Annotated in this window: 13 protein-coding genes; 8 read left to right on the top strand and 5 right to left on the bottom strand. The window is 53.3% G+C overall.

What is annotated here, in order from left to right:
- The first annotated feature begins 70 nt into the window (after positions 1-70).
- From BEQ56_00225 to BEQ56_00200, 6 genes are all read left to right on the top strand, one after another.
- On the top strand, positions 71-1,180 hold the full coding sequence (locus tag BEQ56_00225) for a peptide ABC transporter substrate-binding protein (protein ID AOH42048.1): 1,110 nt from the start codon (positions 71-73) through the stop codon (positions 1,178-1,180).
- On the top strand, positions 1,170-2,930 hold the full coding sequence (locus BEQ56_00220; GenBank protein AOH42047.1) for an iron ABC transporter permease: 1,761 nt from the start codon (positions 1,170-1,172) through the stop codon (positions 2,928-2,930). The genes BEQ56_00225 and BEQ56_00220 overlap by 11 nt, the downstream gene beginning before the upstream one ends.
- A 29-nt stretch (positions 2,931-2,959) precedes the next feature.
- The gene (locus tag BEQ56_00215; GenBank protein ID AOH42046.1) at positions 2,960-3,814 is read left to right on the top strand and encodes a hypothetical protein; all 855 of its coding nucleotides are present in this window, start codon (positions 2,960-2,962) and stop codon (positions 3,812-3,814) included.
- Position 3,815: 1 nt separating this feature from the next.
- Positions 3,816-4,700, top strand: a complete 885-nt coding sequence (locus BEQ56_00210) for a haloacid dehalogenase (GenBank protein ID AOH42045.1) — start codon at positions 3,816-3,818, stop codon at positions 4,698-4,700.
- A 101-nt stretch (positions 4,701-4,801) separates the two neighbouring features.
- A complete protein-coding gene (locus BEQ56_00205; GenBank protein ID AOH42044.1) occupies positions 4,802-5,692 on the top strand; it encodes a hypothetical protein in 891 nt (296 codons plus the stop codon).
- 160 nt (positions 5,693-5,852) lie between these two features.
- Complete coding sequence (locus BEQ56_00200; protein ID AOH42043.1) at positions 5,853-7,139, top strand: glutamate dehydrogenase; 1,287 nt, start codon at positions 5,853-5,855, stop codon at positions 7,137-7,139.
- 232 nt (positions 7,140-7,371) lie between these two features.
- On the opposite strand, the gene BEQ56_00195 is transcribed toward BEQ56_00200, so the two are convergent.
- Together BEQ56_00195 and BEQ56_00190 are read right to left on the bottom strand one after the other, a co-directional pair.
- Entirely contained in the window at positions 7,372-7,719 is a 348-nt protein-coding gene (locus tag BEQ56_00195) for a hypothetical protein (GenBank protein AOH42042.1), read from the bottom strand.
- A gap of 50 nt (positions 7,720-7,769) precedes the next feature.
- Positions 7,770-9,596, bottom strand: a complete 1,827-nt coding sequence (locus BEQ56_00190) for a hypothetical protein (protein AOH42041.1) — start codon at positions 9,594-9,596, stop codon at positions 7,770-7,772.
- A gap of 200 nt (positions 9,597-9,796) precedes the next feature.
- On the opposite strand from BEQ56_00190, the gene BEQ56_00185 reads away from it, so the two are divergent.
- Positions 9,797-10,789, top strand: a complete 993-nt coding sequence (locus tag BEQ56_00185) for a cell filamentation protein Fic (protein ID AOH42040.1) — start codon at positions 9,797-9,799, stop codon at positions 10,787-10,789.
- Here BEQ56_00185 and BEQ56_00180 read toward each other — a convergent pair.
- The 3 genes from BEQ56_00180 to BEQ56_00170 form a co-directional block, all read right to left on the bottom strand.
- Positions 10,779-11,423, bottom strand: coding sequence for a ribonuclease HII (locus BEQ56_00180; protein ID AOH42039.1), 645 nt, complete (start codon positions 11,421-11,423; stop codon positions 10,779-10,781). The genes BEQ56_00185 and BEQ56_00180 overlap by 11 nt on opposite strands.
- An 8-nt stretch (positions 11,424-11,431) precedes the next feature.
- On the bottom strand, positions 11,432-12,136 hold the full coding sequence (locus BEQ56_00175; protein ID AOH44322.1) for a glycosyl transferase: 705 nt from the start codon (positions 12,134-12,136) through the stop codon (positions 11,432-11,434).
- 172 nt (positions 12,137-12,308) lie between these two features.
- Positions 12,309-13,958 (bottom strand): hypothetical protein, encoded by a 1,650-nt coding sequence (locus BEQ56_00170; protein ID AOH42038.1) that lies wholly within the window; start codon positions 13,956-13,958, stop codon positions 12,309-12,311.
- A gap of 154 nt (positions 13,959-14,112) precedes the next feature.
- Between BEQ56_00170 and BEQ56_00165 the strand changes: the two genes are divergently transcribed.
- Positions 14,113-15,663, top strand: a complete 1,551-nt coding sequence (locus BEQ56_00165; protein ID AOH42037.1) for a hypothetical protein — start codon at positions 14,113-14,115, stop codon at positions 15,661-15,663.
- The last annotated feature ends 38 nt before the right edge of the window (positions 15,664-15,701 follow it).

Raw genomic sequence — 15,701 nt, 5'->3', positions numbered from 1 at the left:
ATTGTCTCTTGTGCGTCAACGGCGTTCCGGGTTCCCGATCTTTGGGGACCCGGAACGTTAGGGAGGAAGAATGGCTGTTTCAATTCATATTGAACACGTGAAAAAGGTGTATGGGGACAACGTTGTGATTCAGGATCTGTCAGCGGATATTAATCCGGGAGAGTTGTTTACGCTGCTGGGTCCGAGCGGATGCGGGAAGACGACGTTGCTTCGGATGATCGCCGGGTTTAATTCGATTGAAGCCGGGACAATTGCTTTTGATGACAAAGTTATTAACCACGTGCCCGTTTATAAACGAAACTTCGGGATGGTTTTTCAGAGCTACGCAATTTTTCCCAATATGACGGTATACGGCAATATTGAGTATGGGCTTAAAAATAAAAAGCTTTCAAAAGATGAAATAAAAATCCGTGTTGATAAGATCATGGAAACGGTTCAGATTTCGCGATATAAGGATCGTTATCCGGATAAGCTTTCCGGCGGTCAGCAGCAGCGGGTGGCGCTCGCGCGTGCAATTGTCGTTCGCCCTCAGGTGCTGTTGATGGATGAACCGCTTTCGAATCTCGACGCGAAGCTGAGGATCGAGATGCGCGAGGCGATTCGCGAAATCCAGAAAAAAATTGGGATTACAACAGTGTATGTTACCCATGATCAGGAAGAGGCGCTTGCCATTTCGGATCGGATTGCGGTAATGGATAAGGGAGTTATTCAACAGGTCCAAAGTCCTGAAAGTATTTATTCGCGGCCCTTTAATACGTTTGTTGCGAATTTTCTTGGACATAGCAATCGGTTTATCGGGACAGTTCTGGAGCAGATTCAGGGCGCGACGTTGATTCGGCTGGATACGGGGTTTGATATTCAAGTCTCGGGTGTAAGGCCGCTGCGCGAGCAGAAAGAGATTCTTGTCTTTATTCGGCCGGAAGAATTTATTCTTGCGGAAAAGGATACGGGCATGGCGGCGGTAGTTTTGATGAAGCTCTTTCTGGGAAAATATATCCAGTATATTGTTGATTGTGGGAATGGCGCGCATGTTGAAGTAACCGTTGATACGTCCAGCGTTACGAAGATATACGAACCAGGCGAAACGATTTATTTAGGCGTGAATTCGCGTCGGATTAATCTATTCGACAAGCAGGATGAAACAACGCTTTTAGCAGGAGTGGATAGAAATGTTCAATAAGCGTTATCGGATCGATTTCTGGAGCTTCATGACCTTTGTTGCATTGATTTTCTTCGGGCTTTTTTTAATTTATCCGATTACGCATCTGGTCACGAACGCTTTTCAGTCGGTAGATAATCCTGGGCACTTTTCACTTTCAAACTTCGTCAAGTTCGTATCTACCGATTATTATCGGCAGGCTATCTGGAATTCGATCAAAGTGACGATCGTTTCGACGATTCTTGCTTCAGTTATTGGGGTTTCTTTAGCGTATATCACAACGAATATTAAAATATTCGGATCCAGGGTCATCAATGTGCTGATCGTTGTCTCGATGTTTTCGCCGCCTTTTATTGGCGCTTATTCCTGGATTTTGATGTTCGGACGCGCGGGAAGTGTCACGAAGTTTTTTGCGTCTCACGGTATTAAGCTCCCGAGTATTTATGGCTTTACCGGGATTATGATTGTTTTTACGCTTCACCTTTTTATTTATATTTATATGTATACAAAAGGGGCGCTGAAAAAAGTTGACGCGACGCTGATTGAGGCGGCTGAAAGCCTCGGCGATCATGGTCTTAAAAAAGTTCTTAAGGTCAGCCTTCCGTTGGTAACGCCGACAATTCTCGCTGGTGGGGCGATCGTTTTTCTTCGGGCGTTTGCTGATTATGGTACTCCTCGTTTAATTGGCGAAGGGTTTACAACGATGCCCGTGCTGGTTTATAACGAATGGCTAAGCGAGGAGGGATCTGATGCCTTCTTTTCTTCCTCTATTGCTTTTGTTATGATCCTTGTCGCGATTGTAGTATTCCTGTTGCAAATGCATTTTAGCCGAAAAAACTACAATATGAGTATGCTGAATCCGCCTGTCGCGAAGAAAATTACAGGAATCGGGAATATCGCAGCCCACTTTTATGTTTATCTGGTTACTTTTCTCGCGTTGCTCCCTGTCCTTTATTGTACGGTTCTTTCATTTCGCGAAGTTAAGCATGGCATCATCAAGGATGCATGGACTTTGAAAAATTATGTCGATGCTTGGAATAAAATGGGATCGTCGCTGGTTAATACGCTTAAATTTGCGCTTGCCGCGCTGGTCTTTATCGTTATTTTCGGGACTATGTTTGCCTATATCACTGTACGGCGGAGGAACGTTTTCTCGCGGGTTCTTGATACATGCGCACAGATACCTTACGTTTTATCCGGGGTCATTTTTGGCCTGATGCTTCTGATTTGCTATAACAATGGAATCGGAATTCCAATGTCATTCTCTGAAGAAACTGCGCAGCGAATCGCGGATGAAAGGACGATCCGTATCCTGGGGCATATGATTACGCTTACGAAAGACTCTCTCAACTTCTTAGCCTTGGGCGGAACGGGAGCGATTATTGTTATCGCGTATATTGTTCGGCGCATGCCCTATACGCTGAGATCAAGCGCGTCCATTCTTCGGCAGATGAATCCCGGAATCGAAGAGGCTTCGATGTCTTTGGGGTATGGTTCGGTGCCAACTTTCTTTAATATCACTATGCCAGTGATGACTTCGGGGATTATATCGGGCGCGATTCTGAGTTGGATTACCCTTATTCAGGAGTTATCTTCTACATTGATGCTGTATAGCGCTAAAACTGCGACTTTGTCTGTATCTTTATTTCATCAGGTTAGCCGTGGCGCTTATGGAGTTGCCTCAGCGCTTTCAACCATGTTGATTGTTATGGTTGTTGGGTCAATGCTGTTATTTTTCAGGCTGACCGGAAACGCTGATATTGATATGTAATTTATATTTGCTTTGGAGGGGTTCAAAATATGTTTGACAGCAGTAAAATCAAATTGATCACGATCGATTTTGACGGGACATCGCTTCAAAAAGACCAGACCTGGCTGAGCTTTCGTAATATGCGGGCTCTCCGAGAATGCGCGAAGAGAGGGATTTATTGCGTCCCTTGCTCGGGACGCAGTGCGGATATGTTTCCGCCCCAAATTGATGGGAATCAGATTTTTCGATATTGGGTTACGGCTGCTGGTTCTCGCGTTATCGATCGGCTGACCGGTGAAATTCTGTATAAGGCAACGTTTACGCTGGAGCAATCTGCGGAGCTCTGCGCCCTTTATGAAGGTCGTCAGATATATAGCGAGGTCGCCGCGGAAGGTCGCCTCTACTTTGAGCAGGAGATTCTGGATGAATTATGGAAGTACGCCGTCCCGCCTCATCACGTTTGGTATCTCGAATCTGGGAAGCAGATTGGAATTTATGGAAAATTGTCCGATTTCTTTCTTGAGCAGCATATTGGAATTGAGAAAATTAATCTGTATGGCGTTCGGGAGGACATGCAACAGCCGATTATTCAAGGCTTGAAAGAAAGACCTTACGTAGAATTTTTAGACGGCTCGACGCAGGATATTCAATTTTACAGCACTGCGACCGATCGAGTTAAGGCGATTGAGGCGATTTTGGGACGTTTAGGCCTTACGTTTGAAAACGTAATGAGCATTGGGGACTCCATGGGAATGGACAGCTCCATGATTAGCCGGGCAGCGTTGGGGGTCGCGATGGAAAACGCTGACGCTAAGCTGAAAGAAATTGCCGACGTTATAACGGATCGATCGGACCGGGATGGCTTCGCGAAGGCAATTGAGAAGTATATCCTGGGCGAGGGATAAAATGATCGTTGATCTTTCGAAGAACCCGTATATAGCGAAACGTAATTTTTTGGTTTGCATCGATTCTGACGGATGCGCGTTCGATACGATGGAGATCAAGCATAAAGAGTGCTTCTGTCCTGCTACGATCTATAAATGGGAATTGCAAGCTGTTTCAAGCCTGGCAAGGGAGGCGTGGGAATTTGTTAATTTGTATTCTAAGACGCGGGGCTGCAGTCGGTTTCATGCAATTATCCGGGTTTTGGATTTGCTTCGTGAACGGGATGAAGTCAGGGACCGCGGATTTAAAATGCCTGAATATGGTCAGTTTCGCCGCTGGGTCGAAACGGCTCCGATCCTTAATAACGAAGCGCTGTCAAAGCGAAGCGACGAAGCCGAACTGGTGAGAGCGCTTGATTGGTCTTATGAAATGAATCGGAATGTCGCGAAGATGGTCTATGGGATCCCTCCTTTCCCGTTTGTTCGGGAAAGTCTTGAAAAGCTGAGCGAGTTCGCGGATATTGTCATTGTATCGGCGACGCCGCGAGAAGCCTTGGTGAAAGAATGGCGTGAGCATGGGCTTGACCAATTTGTAACGTTTCTGGGCGCGCAGGAAGACGGCAGTAAGAAAGAGATTATTGCGGCGGTCAAAGATTTTTATCACGCTGATCACGCGATTATGATTGGGGATGCGCCTGGCGACTGGAAGGCTGCGGCTGATAATTCGATCCTGTTTTTTCCGATTCGTCCGCTCGATGAGATAAATTCCTGGAAGGCGTTTTATTTGCAGGGTATTGACGATTTTTACTACCAGAGGTATAGCGGCGCTGCGCAGGAGGAACAGCTGGTCAGGTTTGACAGATGTTTGCCGAGCGTTCCTCCCTGGAAGAAAGAACGAGCTGCCTGAGCTGCTTCGGGAGTTCACTCGGATTGATAATTATTTATAAGAGAATCGGAGATTTCCTTTTTGCTGTACGGAAACGCTAATCTTGAAAATGAGGATGAAATATGATAATAAAGAAATTGGATATTCATGCGCACGTGTTGCTGGAAAAAACGTACCCTTGTATGGCAGGCGGCCAGGATATGGGATTAACCTGCGAAGAGTTGCGCGGGATGTATGACAAAATTGGTGTTGAGAAAGGAGTTGCGCTGCCTCTCGTTTCGCCGGAGCATATGTCGGATCAGTTTACCAATCGCGAAGCTCGGATCGCCTCTGAAATGTATCCGGAAACGATTGGCTGGTGGTTCTGCAATATTGATCCGCGATGGATTGAAAATCATCCGCGTTCGGACTTATCAATTATTCTAATGTATTACAAGTCGCTTGGCGCAAAAGGTATTGGCGAGTTTACCGCGAACCTTCCAGTTGAAGATCCCTTGATGCAAAACGCTTTTTATCATGCGCAGAAATGTGATTTGCCGATTTTGTTCCATATTGGCTGGCAGGGTGACGATTATGGGATTGTTGACGGACTCGGTTTATATAATATCGAAGCGACGCTTCAGAAATTTCCGAAATTGAGACTGATTGGGCATAGTCATAAATGGTGGTCGGAAATCAGCGGAGACTGCACGGTTGAAAACCGGGGGCGCGATCAGAAGACGCCGGTTACTCCCGGCGGTCGCGTTGTGGAGCTCATGCGGAATTATCCGAATATGCTGGCTGACCTTTCCGCCGGTTCCGGTGAAAACGCGATCATGCGAGACCCGGAATTTGGCTATAAATTTTTAGAGGAGTTTCAGGATAAACTGTTTTTTGGCGTTGATTATTGCACGATTAAAAACTATCGCGAACTGTCTCATTTTTTGGACGAAGGCGTTGAAAACGGACGAATTAGTCAGAAGGCGTACAACAAAATCTGCCGTGAGAATTTATTAGCGTTAGTTGAAGGGTAGATATTGCGCGCCCTTGACTCCTGTTCGCATCCCCAAAAAGATGTGACATTTGTCTGACAAATAGGACGGTTAATCAGTAGGGAATCGGCGGCAGGTTTGTTACAATTTCGACAAGGAAAGTTTTCTGGATTTCATTGTTCAAAGGAGATTTGAAAACAGTATGAGCGATTTAATCAACCCCTTTACCCTTGCCCAAAAACAGTTTGATCACGTAGCGGACATGCTTGGACTCGGTAATAACGTCCGGGATTTACTCCGTTGGCCGATGCGCGAATATCATGTTCGCATTCCCGTCAGGATGGATAACGGCGAAACGAAAGTCTTTGAGGGCTTCCGCGTTCAGCATAACGATTCCCGCGGCCCGAATAAGGGTGGGATGCGCTTCTCCGCGGCCGAGACGTTCGACACGGTCCGGGCTTTAGCGACCTGGATGACCTGGAAAACGGCGGTCGCGGATATTCCGCTCGGCGGCGGGAAAGGCGGAATCGTCGTTGATCCGACGACGCTCAGCGCCGGTGAAAAGGAGCGCCTCGTTCGCGCTTACGTTCGCGCGCTCTGGAAGAATTTTGGCCCGCGGACGGACGTTCCCGCCCCGGATATGGGAACCAATGCTCAGATGATGTGCTGGTTCATGGACGAGTACAGTCAGCTTTCCGGCTCGTTTACGCCCGGCGTCGTGACCGGGAAACCGCTCGGCGCGGGCGGTTCGCTCGGCCGGACGCAGGCGACAGGCTTCGGCGTCATGATCTGCATTCGCGAAGCGCTGAAGAAGCTGGGGCTGAATTCGAAAGGTATGACCGCGTCGATCCAGGGCTTCGGCAACGTTGGCCAGTACACTGCGACGAATCTTATCAACCGTCTCGGCATGGTCGTGAAATGCGTAACCTGCTGGGATCGGGTCGATAAGGTCAGCTATTCTTACTATAAGGAAGATGGCGTCGATCCGCGCTTCCTGATGTCAATTACGGATGCGTATGGAATGGTCGATCGCGCGAAAGCGATCGAAGCCGGTTATCAGGTCCATGACGGCGAATACTGGCTGGGTCTCGACGTCGACGTTCTCGTCCCTGCCGCGCTCGAAGGACAGATTCGCGCCGATAACGTCGATAAAATCAGTAAGAACGTCAAAGTTATCGCCGAAGCCGCGAACGGGCCGACGATGATCGAGGCGGATGACGTGATCAAGTCGCGTGGGATCTTCATGATTCCGGATTTCCTCTGCAACTGCGGCGGCGTTACCTGCTCCTATTTTGAAGGCGTTCAGAACGACGCGAACTTCTACTGGTCGGAGGAGACCGTCCTCGAACGGCTGGATGAAAAGATGACGAACGCGTTCAATTCGGTCTACGATAAGCAGGCTTCGTCCAAGGTTTACATGCGCGACGCGGCGTACATGGTCGCGATCGAACGCGTTGTCAACGCGATGAAAGCGCGCGGCTGGGTCTGATCCCGGCTTCGGTACTGAACGGGTTGTTGAAAAAAGAGCAGCGAGGATTTCCCTTTTTCGTTGCTCTTTCTGTATGGTACGGATACGCTTGACGCAGGGTGCGCCTCGGCTCAGGGCGTTCGGGCGTTTTCTTTGATCAATCCCGTAATAACGATTCCTCCGGTCAGCGCCGTCCAAAATCCGAAAATAACGATCCACATTATTCCTCCCATTCGTTCGGCGCGCTCGAACTTTATTTCAGGACCGATTCGTTCGAATGATCGCTGTTTTCGGGCGCTCCGCCCGGGCGTTTGCCCTCAATAACGACGCTGCCCGCCTCTTCGCGCGTCCCATCGTGGTACCGGACCGATTCGTTTACGGTCGAATAATTTACCGTCTGCTGACCGGCGGGACCCGGATTGACCGGGACGATCAGCATGATCGCCACGTACAAGACGACAAAGAAGCCGCCCGCGCCAAGGATCGACAGGACGCAGAAAACCAGCCGTACTAATGAAGGATCTAATTCCAGATATTCCGCCAACCCGCCGCAGACGCCAGCGATAATCCGATCCTGTGAGCTTCGATATAATTTTTTCATCTTTTCTGACTCCTTATTTTCATATACGGATCATTTTCGAAAACGGTTCATCAATTTATAAAAAGCTGCTGGTAAATATCGTTCCACTGCGGCGCGTAGCAATCTTCACCGATCCCCGCCGGTCTTAATCGCTCGACGTTCCAGAGGATCGAGCGCATTCCGATCACCGACGCCACGCCGCAGACATCCGCCGTTGTCAGCGCAAAACGCGGCTCGAAATACAGCGGGATCGTGATCGCCATGGTGTTAAAAATCGATTGCGCCGTTCGGATCATCGAATCGCCGCCGCCGATCGGCGGGCTGAACCGCGCCGCGGCGCAGAGAGCGTCGACATCCTTCGAGCCGAACCGGCTCAGGTTAATCCCGCTTCCGTCCGCGGCGTCGTCGGGCCGCTCCGTTGAGAGCCACGCGCGGCAGGGGAGGAGCGCTCCCCCGGGCCGGAGCGTCAGCGCCGCGTCGAATTCCCCGCGCTGGAGCTGTCCGAACGCCTGAAGCGGGATTTCTTCGATTTCCACCGCCAATCCGCAGTCCCGCCAGCCGTCGCGGACGAAAGCGGCGGTTCGGCGGTTCGTCTCCCCTGCAATATACGTCAGCTTCAGCGGGAGCCCCTCTCCGCCCAGCGCGGCGACCGTTTCGCGTCCGTTCGCCGGATCGTAGCCGATATATCCTTCGACTCCACCCGAAAGCGCATGGAACGACGGGTAAGCCGCGACCGGGATTTCCGACTGGCCATAGACGATTTCCCGGATCAGGCGCGCTCGATCGACGCACTGCGTTAACGCGCTTCGGGCCGCGCTGTCCGCGATCAGCTCGCGGAACGGCAGGTTCGCGCTTTCGAAGTTGAAAATAATTTCCCGGACGTCGAGCGTCGGATAGATCGACGCGCTGAGCTTCCGATCGCGAATGTCTTCTAAGAGCGGCTCGATTCGATCGCTGAAATCGATTCCCGACTGTGTGATCGTTCCGCTCCCATGGGTCAGCGCGTAGGCAAAGCTGTCCTCGCCGCGGCCCCGCGCTGCGAAGACGATTTCATCGTAAGGCGCCGGGCCGCCAAAATAGTATGGGTTCCGTTCTAAAAAAAGCGATCCGTCTTCCCGCTTCGAATCAGCGAAACGATACGCGCCCCAGCCTGACGGACGCTCAGTGAACGTTGGGTCTGAAAGAATTTCTTCAAGGCTCTTTCCGTGGAAGGAATGCGATGGGATCGGGGCGAGAAAGACGTCGGCCAGACGAGCCGGAACGTATCCGGGAATCCCGACCCAGCGGAGCGAACGGTCGCCGACGATTTCGTACGTCCCGGTCCTTTCCGAAGCGCCGCTCCCTGCGCCGAATAACTCGTAGGAAAGCGCCGCGTCCTCCGCCGTAACCGGTTCGCCGTCTGACCAGCGGAGCTCGTCGCGAAGGATAAACGTTACCGTCGCCCGCGTCAGTCGGAGCGGTGCGCCCGGCGGGAGCGTCGCCAGCGTCACGCCGCAATTACTGTAACCGCAGACAGCCTCGCTATCCGCCGGGATGACGCGCGTGTCCAGCGTAAGCGGTTCGGCGCGTTCGGCGGCGCTGTAGATCGTTTCGCCGGGAACGACTTCGACAGCTTCCGTTTCGACGCTGACGCTCGAAAAGATCACCGGGAACTCCTCGCCGTTGATCTCGTCGAACGGTCCGTCGAAAAGCGCGTCGGCGATCGTCGCCCCGGATTCGGATAACGTCCCGAGAAGGTTCACGTTCGCCGGGATCCCGGTCAGCAGGACTGTCAGCCGTTTCGGCGCGTTCGCTCCGTCGATTTCTTTTTCAGCTTCGCGAATCGTTTCCGTCGGTAACCGGCAGCCGCTCAGCGTCAGCAGCGCGGCGAGAATCAGGAAACTTATTTTCTTATTCATGCGCTAATTATAAATCAGGCTGCGCGTTGATCTGAATCCGTCGGGACTGGCGTCATGTTGCTGGATTGGCGGAATCAGAAATGCCAGGGAAGACGCTGGGCCGGTCCGTGAATAATGCGTTCCCCGTTCCGCTTCTCCTCGCTGATCAAAAACGAGTAAGATAATACGCAAGGTAATACGCAAGTTAACAGGGAGCGAACATGGCCGGGTATACGCCGCCTTTTATCATTACGAATAAAGCGCTCAGGCTGGTCGCGACGATTTCAGAGAAGACTGAAAAAGTCGTCAGCTGTGGAGCGTTGGACGTCAGGCCGCGGCTGCGCCGGAATAATCGGATCCGATCGATTCATGCTTCGTTGAGGATTGAGGCGAATTCCCTTTCGCTTTCCGAAGTCCGCGACGTTATCGACGGTCGCGCCGTGATCGGGGATCGGATCGAAATTCAGGAGGTGAAAAACGCGTTTTGGGCCTACGATCAGCTTCAGGAGATAGACCCGTATAATCTTCAGGATCTGAAGCGGATTCATGGGGTAATGACCGCTGGGTTGATCGCTGAATCGGGCAGCTTCCGAAAAGGCGAAGAGGGCGTTTTCTCTGGGGACCAGTGCGTTTTTATCGCGCCGCCGGCTCGGAACGTCCCGGGCTTGATGGCTGAGTTATTTTCATGGATGAAGGCGAATCGCGCGGAGATTCATCCGCTGATCCTGTCCGCGGTTTTTCACTATGAATTCGTTTTTATTCATCCGTTTTCGGATGGGAACGGCCGGATGGCGAGGCTTTGGCATTCAGCGCTGCTGGCTCAGTGGCGTCCTGTATACGAATCGATTCCGTTGGAAAACCAGATCGAAAAATTTCAGGACGGATACTATGAAGCGATCGCCGCGTCGAATCGGCGCGGCGATTCTATCGGCTTTGTCGAATTCATGCTGGAACGGATCGATCAGGCTCTCGACGAAGCTCTGGATCAGCTGCGTATCGCGGGAGCTGAAACGAACACGTATATCGGGAGGCTGCTGAACGTTATGGCGTATGGGGTTTCCTATTCAGCGATCGAGCTGATGACGCTGTTGGGATTGAGGTCCAGAGAGACGTTCCGTAAGCATTATCTGACGCCGGCGATGGATCAGGGTTTGGTCGCGATGACGGTTCCGGAGAAGCCGAACAGCCGGAACCAGCGCTATATCAGGACGTAAGCCGGAGCGCGTTGATCCTTTTAGCGGCGCTGCGGACCGGGGCGTAGGAATGCCGATGGATCGGGGAGACGCCCAGCGTTGTCAGCGCCTCCTGATGGATCCGGGTCCCGTATCCCTTATGCCGTGCAAAACCGTAACCGGGATAAGCCGCCTCTGCGGCGCGTTCCATCCATTCGTCCCGCGCCGTTTTCGCTAAAATCGACGCGGCCGCAATCGTCAGCGAGTCGCGGTCCCCATGCGCCGGCGTCCGCTGGCGCATCCGCAGCGAATCCAGCCGGATAAAATCGATCAGCAGCGCGTCCGGCGCGGGGATCAGGCCCGAAATGGCTCTCGTCATCGCCAGTTTCGTCGCGTTTAAAATCCCGATTTCGTCAATTTCAGCCGCAGTCGCGAACGCGATCGACGCGCCGACGCAGCGCTCCCGGATTTCGACCGCAGCGGTTTTCCGCTGCGCCGGGGTCAGCAGCTTGCTGTCGCGGATCGAAGCGGAAAACGACGCGTCCAGCGCGTTGGGGAGGATCACGGCGGCGGCGCTGACCGGTCCGGCCCAGGCTCCGCGTCCAGCTTCGTCAATCCCGGCGATACAAAAAAAGCCCTCCATCTGAAGAGCCTTCTCATATGTCAGCGTCGGCATAATGCGCTTTATTTGTAAAGCCCTTTCCATGCGTTAATCCGAATCTGGACCAGCTCGCGAATCATCTTGATCGCGTCGCTCCAGATATGAATCTTGCTCGATCCGTCGTAGTACCACTGTACCGGAACCTCGATGATACGCAGTCCCAGTCGCTGCGCAATGAAGAGGACCTCGGCGTCGAACGCCCAGCCGTCGATTTTCTGCCTACTGAATAATTTTTCCGCCGCTTCCGCCGTGAAACATTTAAATCCGCATTGGGTGTCCTTCAGGCCATGGACCGCGAGGATCCGGACGACCCAGTTAAAAACTCTGCCTGTGAAATGCCTGAGCTCCGGCTCGTCGTAGCGGACCGCGCCTTCGGCCTCGCGCGATCCGATCGCAACGTCGAACCGATCCGTCATTCGCGGCGGAAGGAAATTATAAATCTCGTCGATCGGCATCGAAAAATCAACGTCGGCGAAAAAGCGAATCCTTCCGCGTGCGGCGAGCATTCCGGTCCGGACAGCGCGTCCTTTCCCGCGCTGATCGTCCTTAATCGCCCGGAGCCACTCGAACTTTTCCGCGTATGACTCCGCGAGCTCGAACGTTTTATCCGAACTTGCGTTCTCGACGATCAGGACTTCGATCGGGTATTTAAACGTCGAAACGAACGCCGCGACTTTCTCGATACAGCCCGGGAGCCGCTCCTGTTCGTTATGCGCTGGGAGAATCAGCGAAAAGAAAATCTCTTGGGTCACGTTTTTTACCTTTACTTGATTTTTTAGAGCCTGACCGTATTTTACCATAATATTCGTCTAAAAATCAGGGAACGAAACGGAGAGGAAAATCAGGCGGTGAGTGGGATATGAGTTCGACTGAAGTAAACGCATCATTGACAAACCAACGCTACTCCGCGTCAAACGTCCAGATCAGTCCCATTTCCGACGGCAGAACGTCGAACCGCAGCCGCCCTGTCTCGCCCCACTCAAGGTAATTAAACGTAAATCGTCCCCCCAGCCCGATTTCAACCGGTTGCAGGAAAGCCGCGCTTTCCGCCGTCAGCGCCTTCTCGCCCTGATACAGCTCGATCCGCCCATTAAACCGCAGCGAAAAATCCTCCGCCGCGGCGCTCGCCTCGCTCTCCTTCGCTGGATACACCTCGATCGCAATCGTTCCAATACTTTCATCATGGAATAAAAAGATATTCAGATTCGGAACCTCTTCCAAATTACCGATCGCCTCCGGCTGAAAAGCGATCCGCGCTTCGACCGATTGGTTCGCGACGACGTAGCTGATTTCCGGAAGCGCGTTCGGAGAAGCCAGAACGTCGAACGACTCAAACGAAATATTCGCGTCAGGATCCGCCGGCCGATACGTCAGCGTCGGATATTCATAGCTTTCCAGAACGTTCGTCAGCGTCAGGATCGACCCTGGCTCGGTCAGCGAAACATGAAATCGCTGCCATTGCTGATCGTTCGGCGAATTCAGCCAGAAAAAATACTGCTGATCGCGCGGGAAAACCGCGCTGTTCGTCCCCAGGATCTGACGGAAGGTAACGCCGGGGAGTTCGTCGAACGATTCGCCCGTTTTCCAATCCACGCCCGCTTTTTTCCCGGTTTCGTCCGCGATGAAGATATCCGTTTTCCCGTTCGTCACGATTCGGACTGGCGCGTCCGACGCCTCTTCAGGCGTTGGGCAGAATTCGCAATGGAACCCGTCCAGTTTTTCGTTCATCTCGATCCGCCGGATCGGATTAAACGTCCCTTCGCCGCTGTAAATCGTCGTCTTCGCCGTCGGGAGAGACGAACCGAGATATTGCCAGCTGTTCGTCTTCACGTCGATCGTGATAAAACGTTCGATTGCCGGGAAGTTGCTGTCATAGACCATGACGCGGAAGATCCCTTCTCCCATATCCCGGATCGCATACGCGCTGACGGTATGGCCGAACTGACGATCACGGCGGTAAAGCCCCAGCTGAATGATCCGGTCCGGATTCTCGCGCAACGCCAGAATCAGCGTTCGCAGCAGCGCGATCGGATCCTCTTCGACGACAACTGTCTCCGTCAGCAGCTGGGTCGCGTACCAGTACGCAATCTCCCGCTGAAGGCGGGTATTCCCGGGAAGAAAAAGCTGATCAACCGTGGGCGCGCCGAAACGGTCCGGAGCCAGGACGCCTCGATAAAACAGCGCGCTCAGGATCGACAATCCTTCGCAATGCCCGTTATTCATCGCTGCATTTGCGTTTTCCATCCAGCTGGCCGCAACTTTAGACAGTGCGCAGGATTCGTCCGCGTCCGGATTGACGCAGACGCTCCGTCCAAACAGCCGGACCATCTCGTCAACGCCTAAATTAACGATCGGGAATTCCCGGAAACAGAGCGGGTCGCTGCACCCGACTTCGCCATAATTGACAAATGAAAAGCCGTCTTTAATTGGGCGGAATCCGCTGTCGACGTCGTACGATTCCGCGAAAACGCCCCCCGCGATCCAGCTTCCCAGCGCGAACGCGATCAGGATCACCCTGACGATATGGCAATTCAGCTTCAATTTCTCCATCGTTCCTGATTATACCTGACGAAGGCTGATGGTCCGTACGATTCAGGAATTCAAACCCTTTGACCTGAACTTTTCGGTACAATTATGATGCCATCGGCGCGGCAAAGGTCCCGCGGCAGCCTGACGACGCGCCGACTAAAAAGGAGGAAAACGTATGAAAACGCTCGTCTCAGCATGGCAGGATCGCTTCGAAAAGCCCGACGCCGGCGTCATTCTCCGCGTCTTCGACGGACGCCTCACGGAAACCACGTTCACAGCAAACGAGTTCAAATCGGCGGTCGAACGGATTGCGGGAGGGCTGAAAGACGCCGGCGTTCGTAAGGGAGATCATGTTTTCCTGTCGCTGACGTCGGAACCCGAAATGACGGTGTATTTCTGGGCGTCCGTTTTAATAGGCGCGGTCCCATGTCTGCTTTTCACCGATTACGGCGCGGACGCGCTGAGCGTGCGTTTCCGGTCCGGCGCTGCGGACGTCCTGATTCTGGACCAGGATTCTCCCGCGCTGTCAACGGCGATCGACGCCAGTCCCGGGCTGCGGATGGTCCTGCGGACGGAGGATATCAAGGCGGCCATGCCAGGATCCGGATTTGAGCCTGCCGCGCCGGGACCGGACGACCCCGCATTCATGATCTTCACCTCCGGATCAACCGGATTCCCGAAAGCAGTGCTGCATCGACAGGGCATCGCCGAGCCAATCCTCCGCAGCATGAAAAATGTTTTAGGCGTCCAACCGGGCGAAACGTACTGGTGCACGGCGCATCCGGCCTGGATTACCGGGACGGTCTACTCTGTCATCGGGCCAATTCTCGGCAGCGCCGTCTCGATCCGCTATACCGGCGCGTTCCATGCCAAACGGTGGCTCCCTCTCCTGGGAAGCGCCGGCGTCTCAACGTTTTATACCGCGCCTTCGGCGCTGCGCGGATTGATGCGCATGGACGACGCATTTTTCGCAGCGTTCGAGTTAGAAAGACTGCGCGCGATTTTCAGCGTCGGCGAACCGCTGAGCGAGGCGGTTTATGAATGGGGCCGGCGCGTCCTCGGCCGAACTATTTATGATACCTGGTTTCAGTCGGAAGCCGGAACGATCCGAATCGCTAACCTGCCCGGAGATGAAATTCGGCCGGGCTGGATGGGTCGGGCGGCGGATGACTCCGAAGTCGCGCTGCTGGACGACGAACTCGTCCCGCTCCCGGACAATTCCCCGGCTCGAGTGGGGAAGCTGGCGCTGCGCTGCGGCTGGGACAGCGCCTTCCTGAGCTACGCTGGACGGGCAGACCTGACCGTGTCGAAATTCAGCGGGGAATACTACCTGAGCGGCGATCTCGCGGCGCGCGACGAACAGGGACGCTTTAAATTTATCGGGCGCGACGACGATATTATTAACACCTCCGGGCACCTGCTCGGACCGTTTGAAGTCGAGTCCGTCCTGACCGCCGACGCGTCGGTCGCCGATGCCGCCGTCGTTTCCGTTCCGGATCCGCTTATCTTCGAAGCGGTTGCTGCGGTTCTTGTCCTGAAAGAAGGGGCTGCATGGAGCGAAGAACTCGAACTGCGGCTGAAAAAAGCGGTAACGTCCGCGATCGCTCCATACGCCGCGCCAAAGCGGTTTATCGTCGTCAAAGCGCTTCCGAGGAACGACGCCGGGAAAATCCTCCGGCGCCGGCTTCGAGAACATCTCAGAAGCGAGAAGCTGGAAGAAAGCTGAACCGAGGGTTGACCTTGCGGCGGGAACCACGCGGCAAA

The sequence above is a fragment of the Anaerolineaceae bacterium oral taxon 439 genome, from assembly GCA_001717545.1.
Lineage (GTDB): Bacteria > Chloroflexota > Anaerolineae > Anaerolineales > Anaerolineaceae > Flexilinea.
Note: the sequence above shows the minus strand (reverse complement) of the source record. Positions and strands in the feature narration are given on the sequence as shown.

Bases quoted from the DNA above. Each gene is read 5' to 3' on its own strand.
- BEQ56_00165 (AOH42037.1), top strand. From the start codon at position 14,113: ATGAAAACGCTCGTCTCAGCATGGCAGGATCGCTTCGAAAAGCCCGAC.
- BEQ56_00195 (AOH42042.1), bottom strand. From the start codon at position 7,719: ATGAAAAAATTATATCGAAGCTCACAGGATCGGATTATCGCTGGCGTC.
- BEQ56_00205 (AOH42044.1), top strand. From the start codon at position 4,802: ATGATAATAAAGAAATTGGATATTCATGCGCACGTGTTGCTGGAAAAA.
- BEQ56_00220 (AOH42047.1), top strand. From the start codon at position 1,170: ATGTTCAATAAGCGTTATCGGATCGATTTCTGGAGCTTCATGACCTTT.
- BEQ56_00200 (AOH42043.1), top strand. From the start codon at position 5,853: ATGAGCGATTTAATCAACCCCTTTACCCTTGCCCAAAAACAGTTTGAT.
- BEQ56_00170 (AOH42038.1), bottom strand. From the start codon at position 13,958: ATGGAGAAATTGAAGCTGAATTGCCATATCGTCAGGGTGATCCTGATC.
- BEQ56_00190 (AOH42041.1), bottom strand. From the start codon at position 9,596: ATGAATAAGAAAATAAGTTTCCTGATTCTCGCCGCGCTGCTGACGCTG.
- BEQ56_00215 (AOH42046.1), top strand. From the start codon at position 2,960: ATGTTTGACAGCAGTAAAATCAAATTGATCACGATCGATTTTGACGGG.
- BEQ56_00180 (AOH42039.1), bottom strand. From the start codon at position 11,423: ATGCCGACGCTGACATATGAGAAGGCTCTTCAGATGGAGGGCTTTTTT.
- BEQ56_00225 (AOH42048.1), top strand. From the start codon at position 71: ATGGCTGTTTCAATTCATATTGAACACGTGAAAAAGGTGTATGGGGAC.
- BEQ56_00185 (AOH42040.1), top strand. From the start codon at position 9,797: ATGGCCGGGTATACGCCGCCTTTTATCATTACGAATAAAGCGCTCAGG.
- BEQ56_00210 (AOH42045.1), top strand. From the start codon at position 3,816: ATGATCGTTGATCTTTCGAAGAACCCGTATATAGCGAAACGTAATTTT.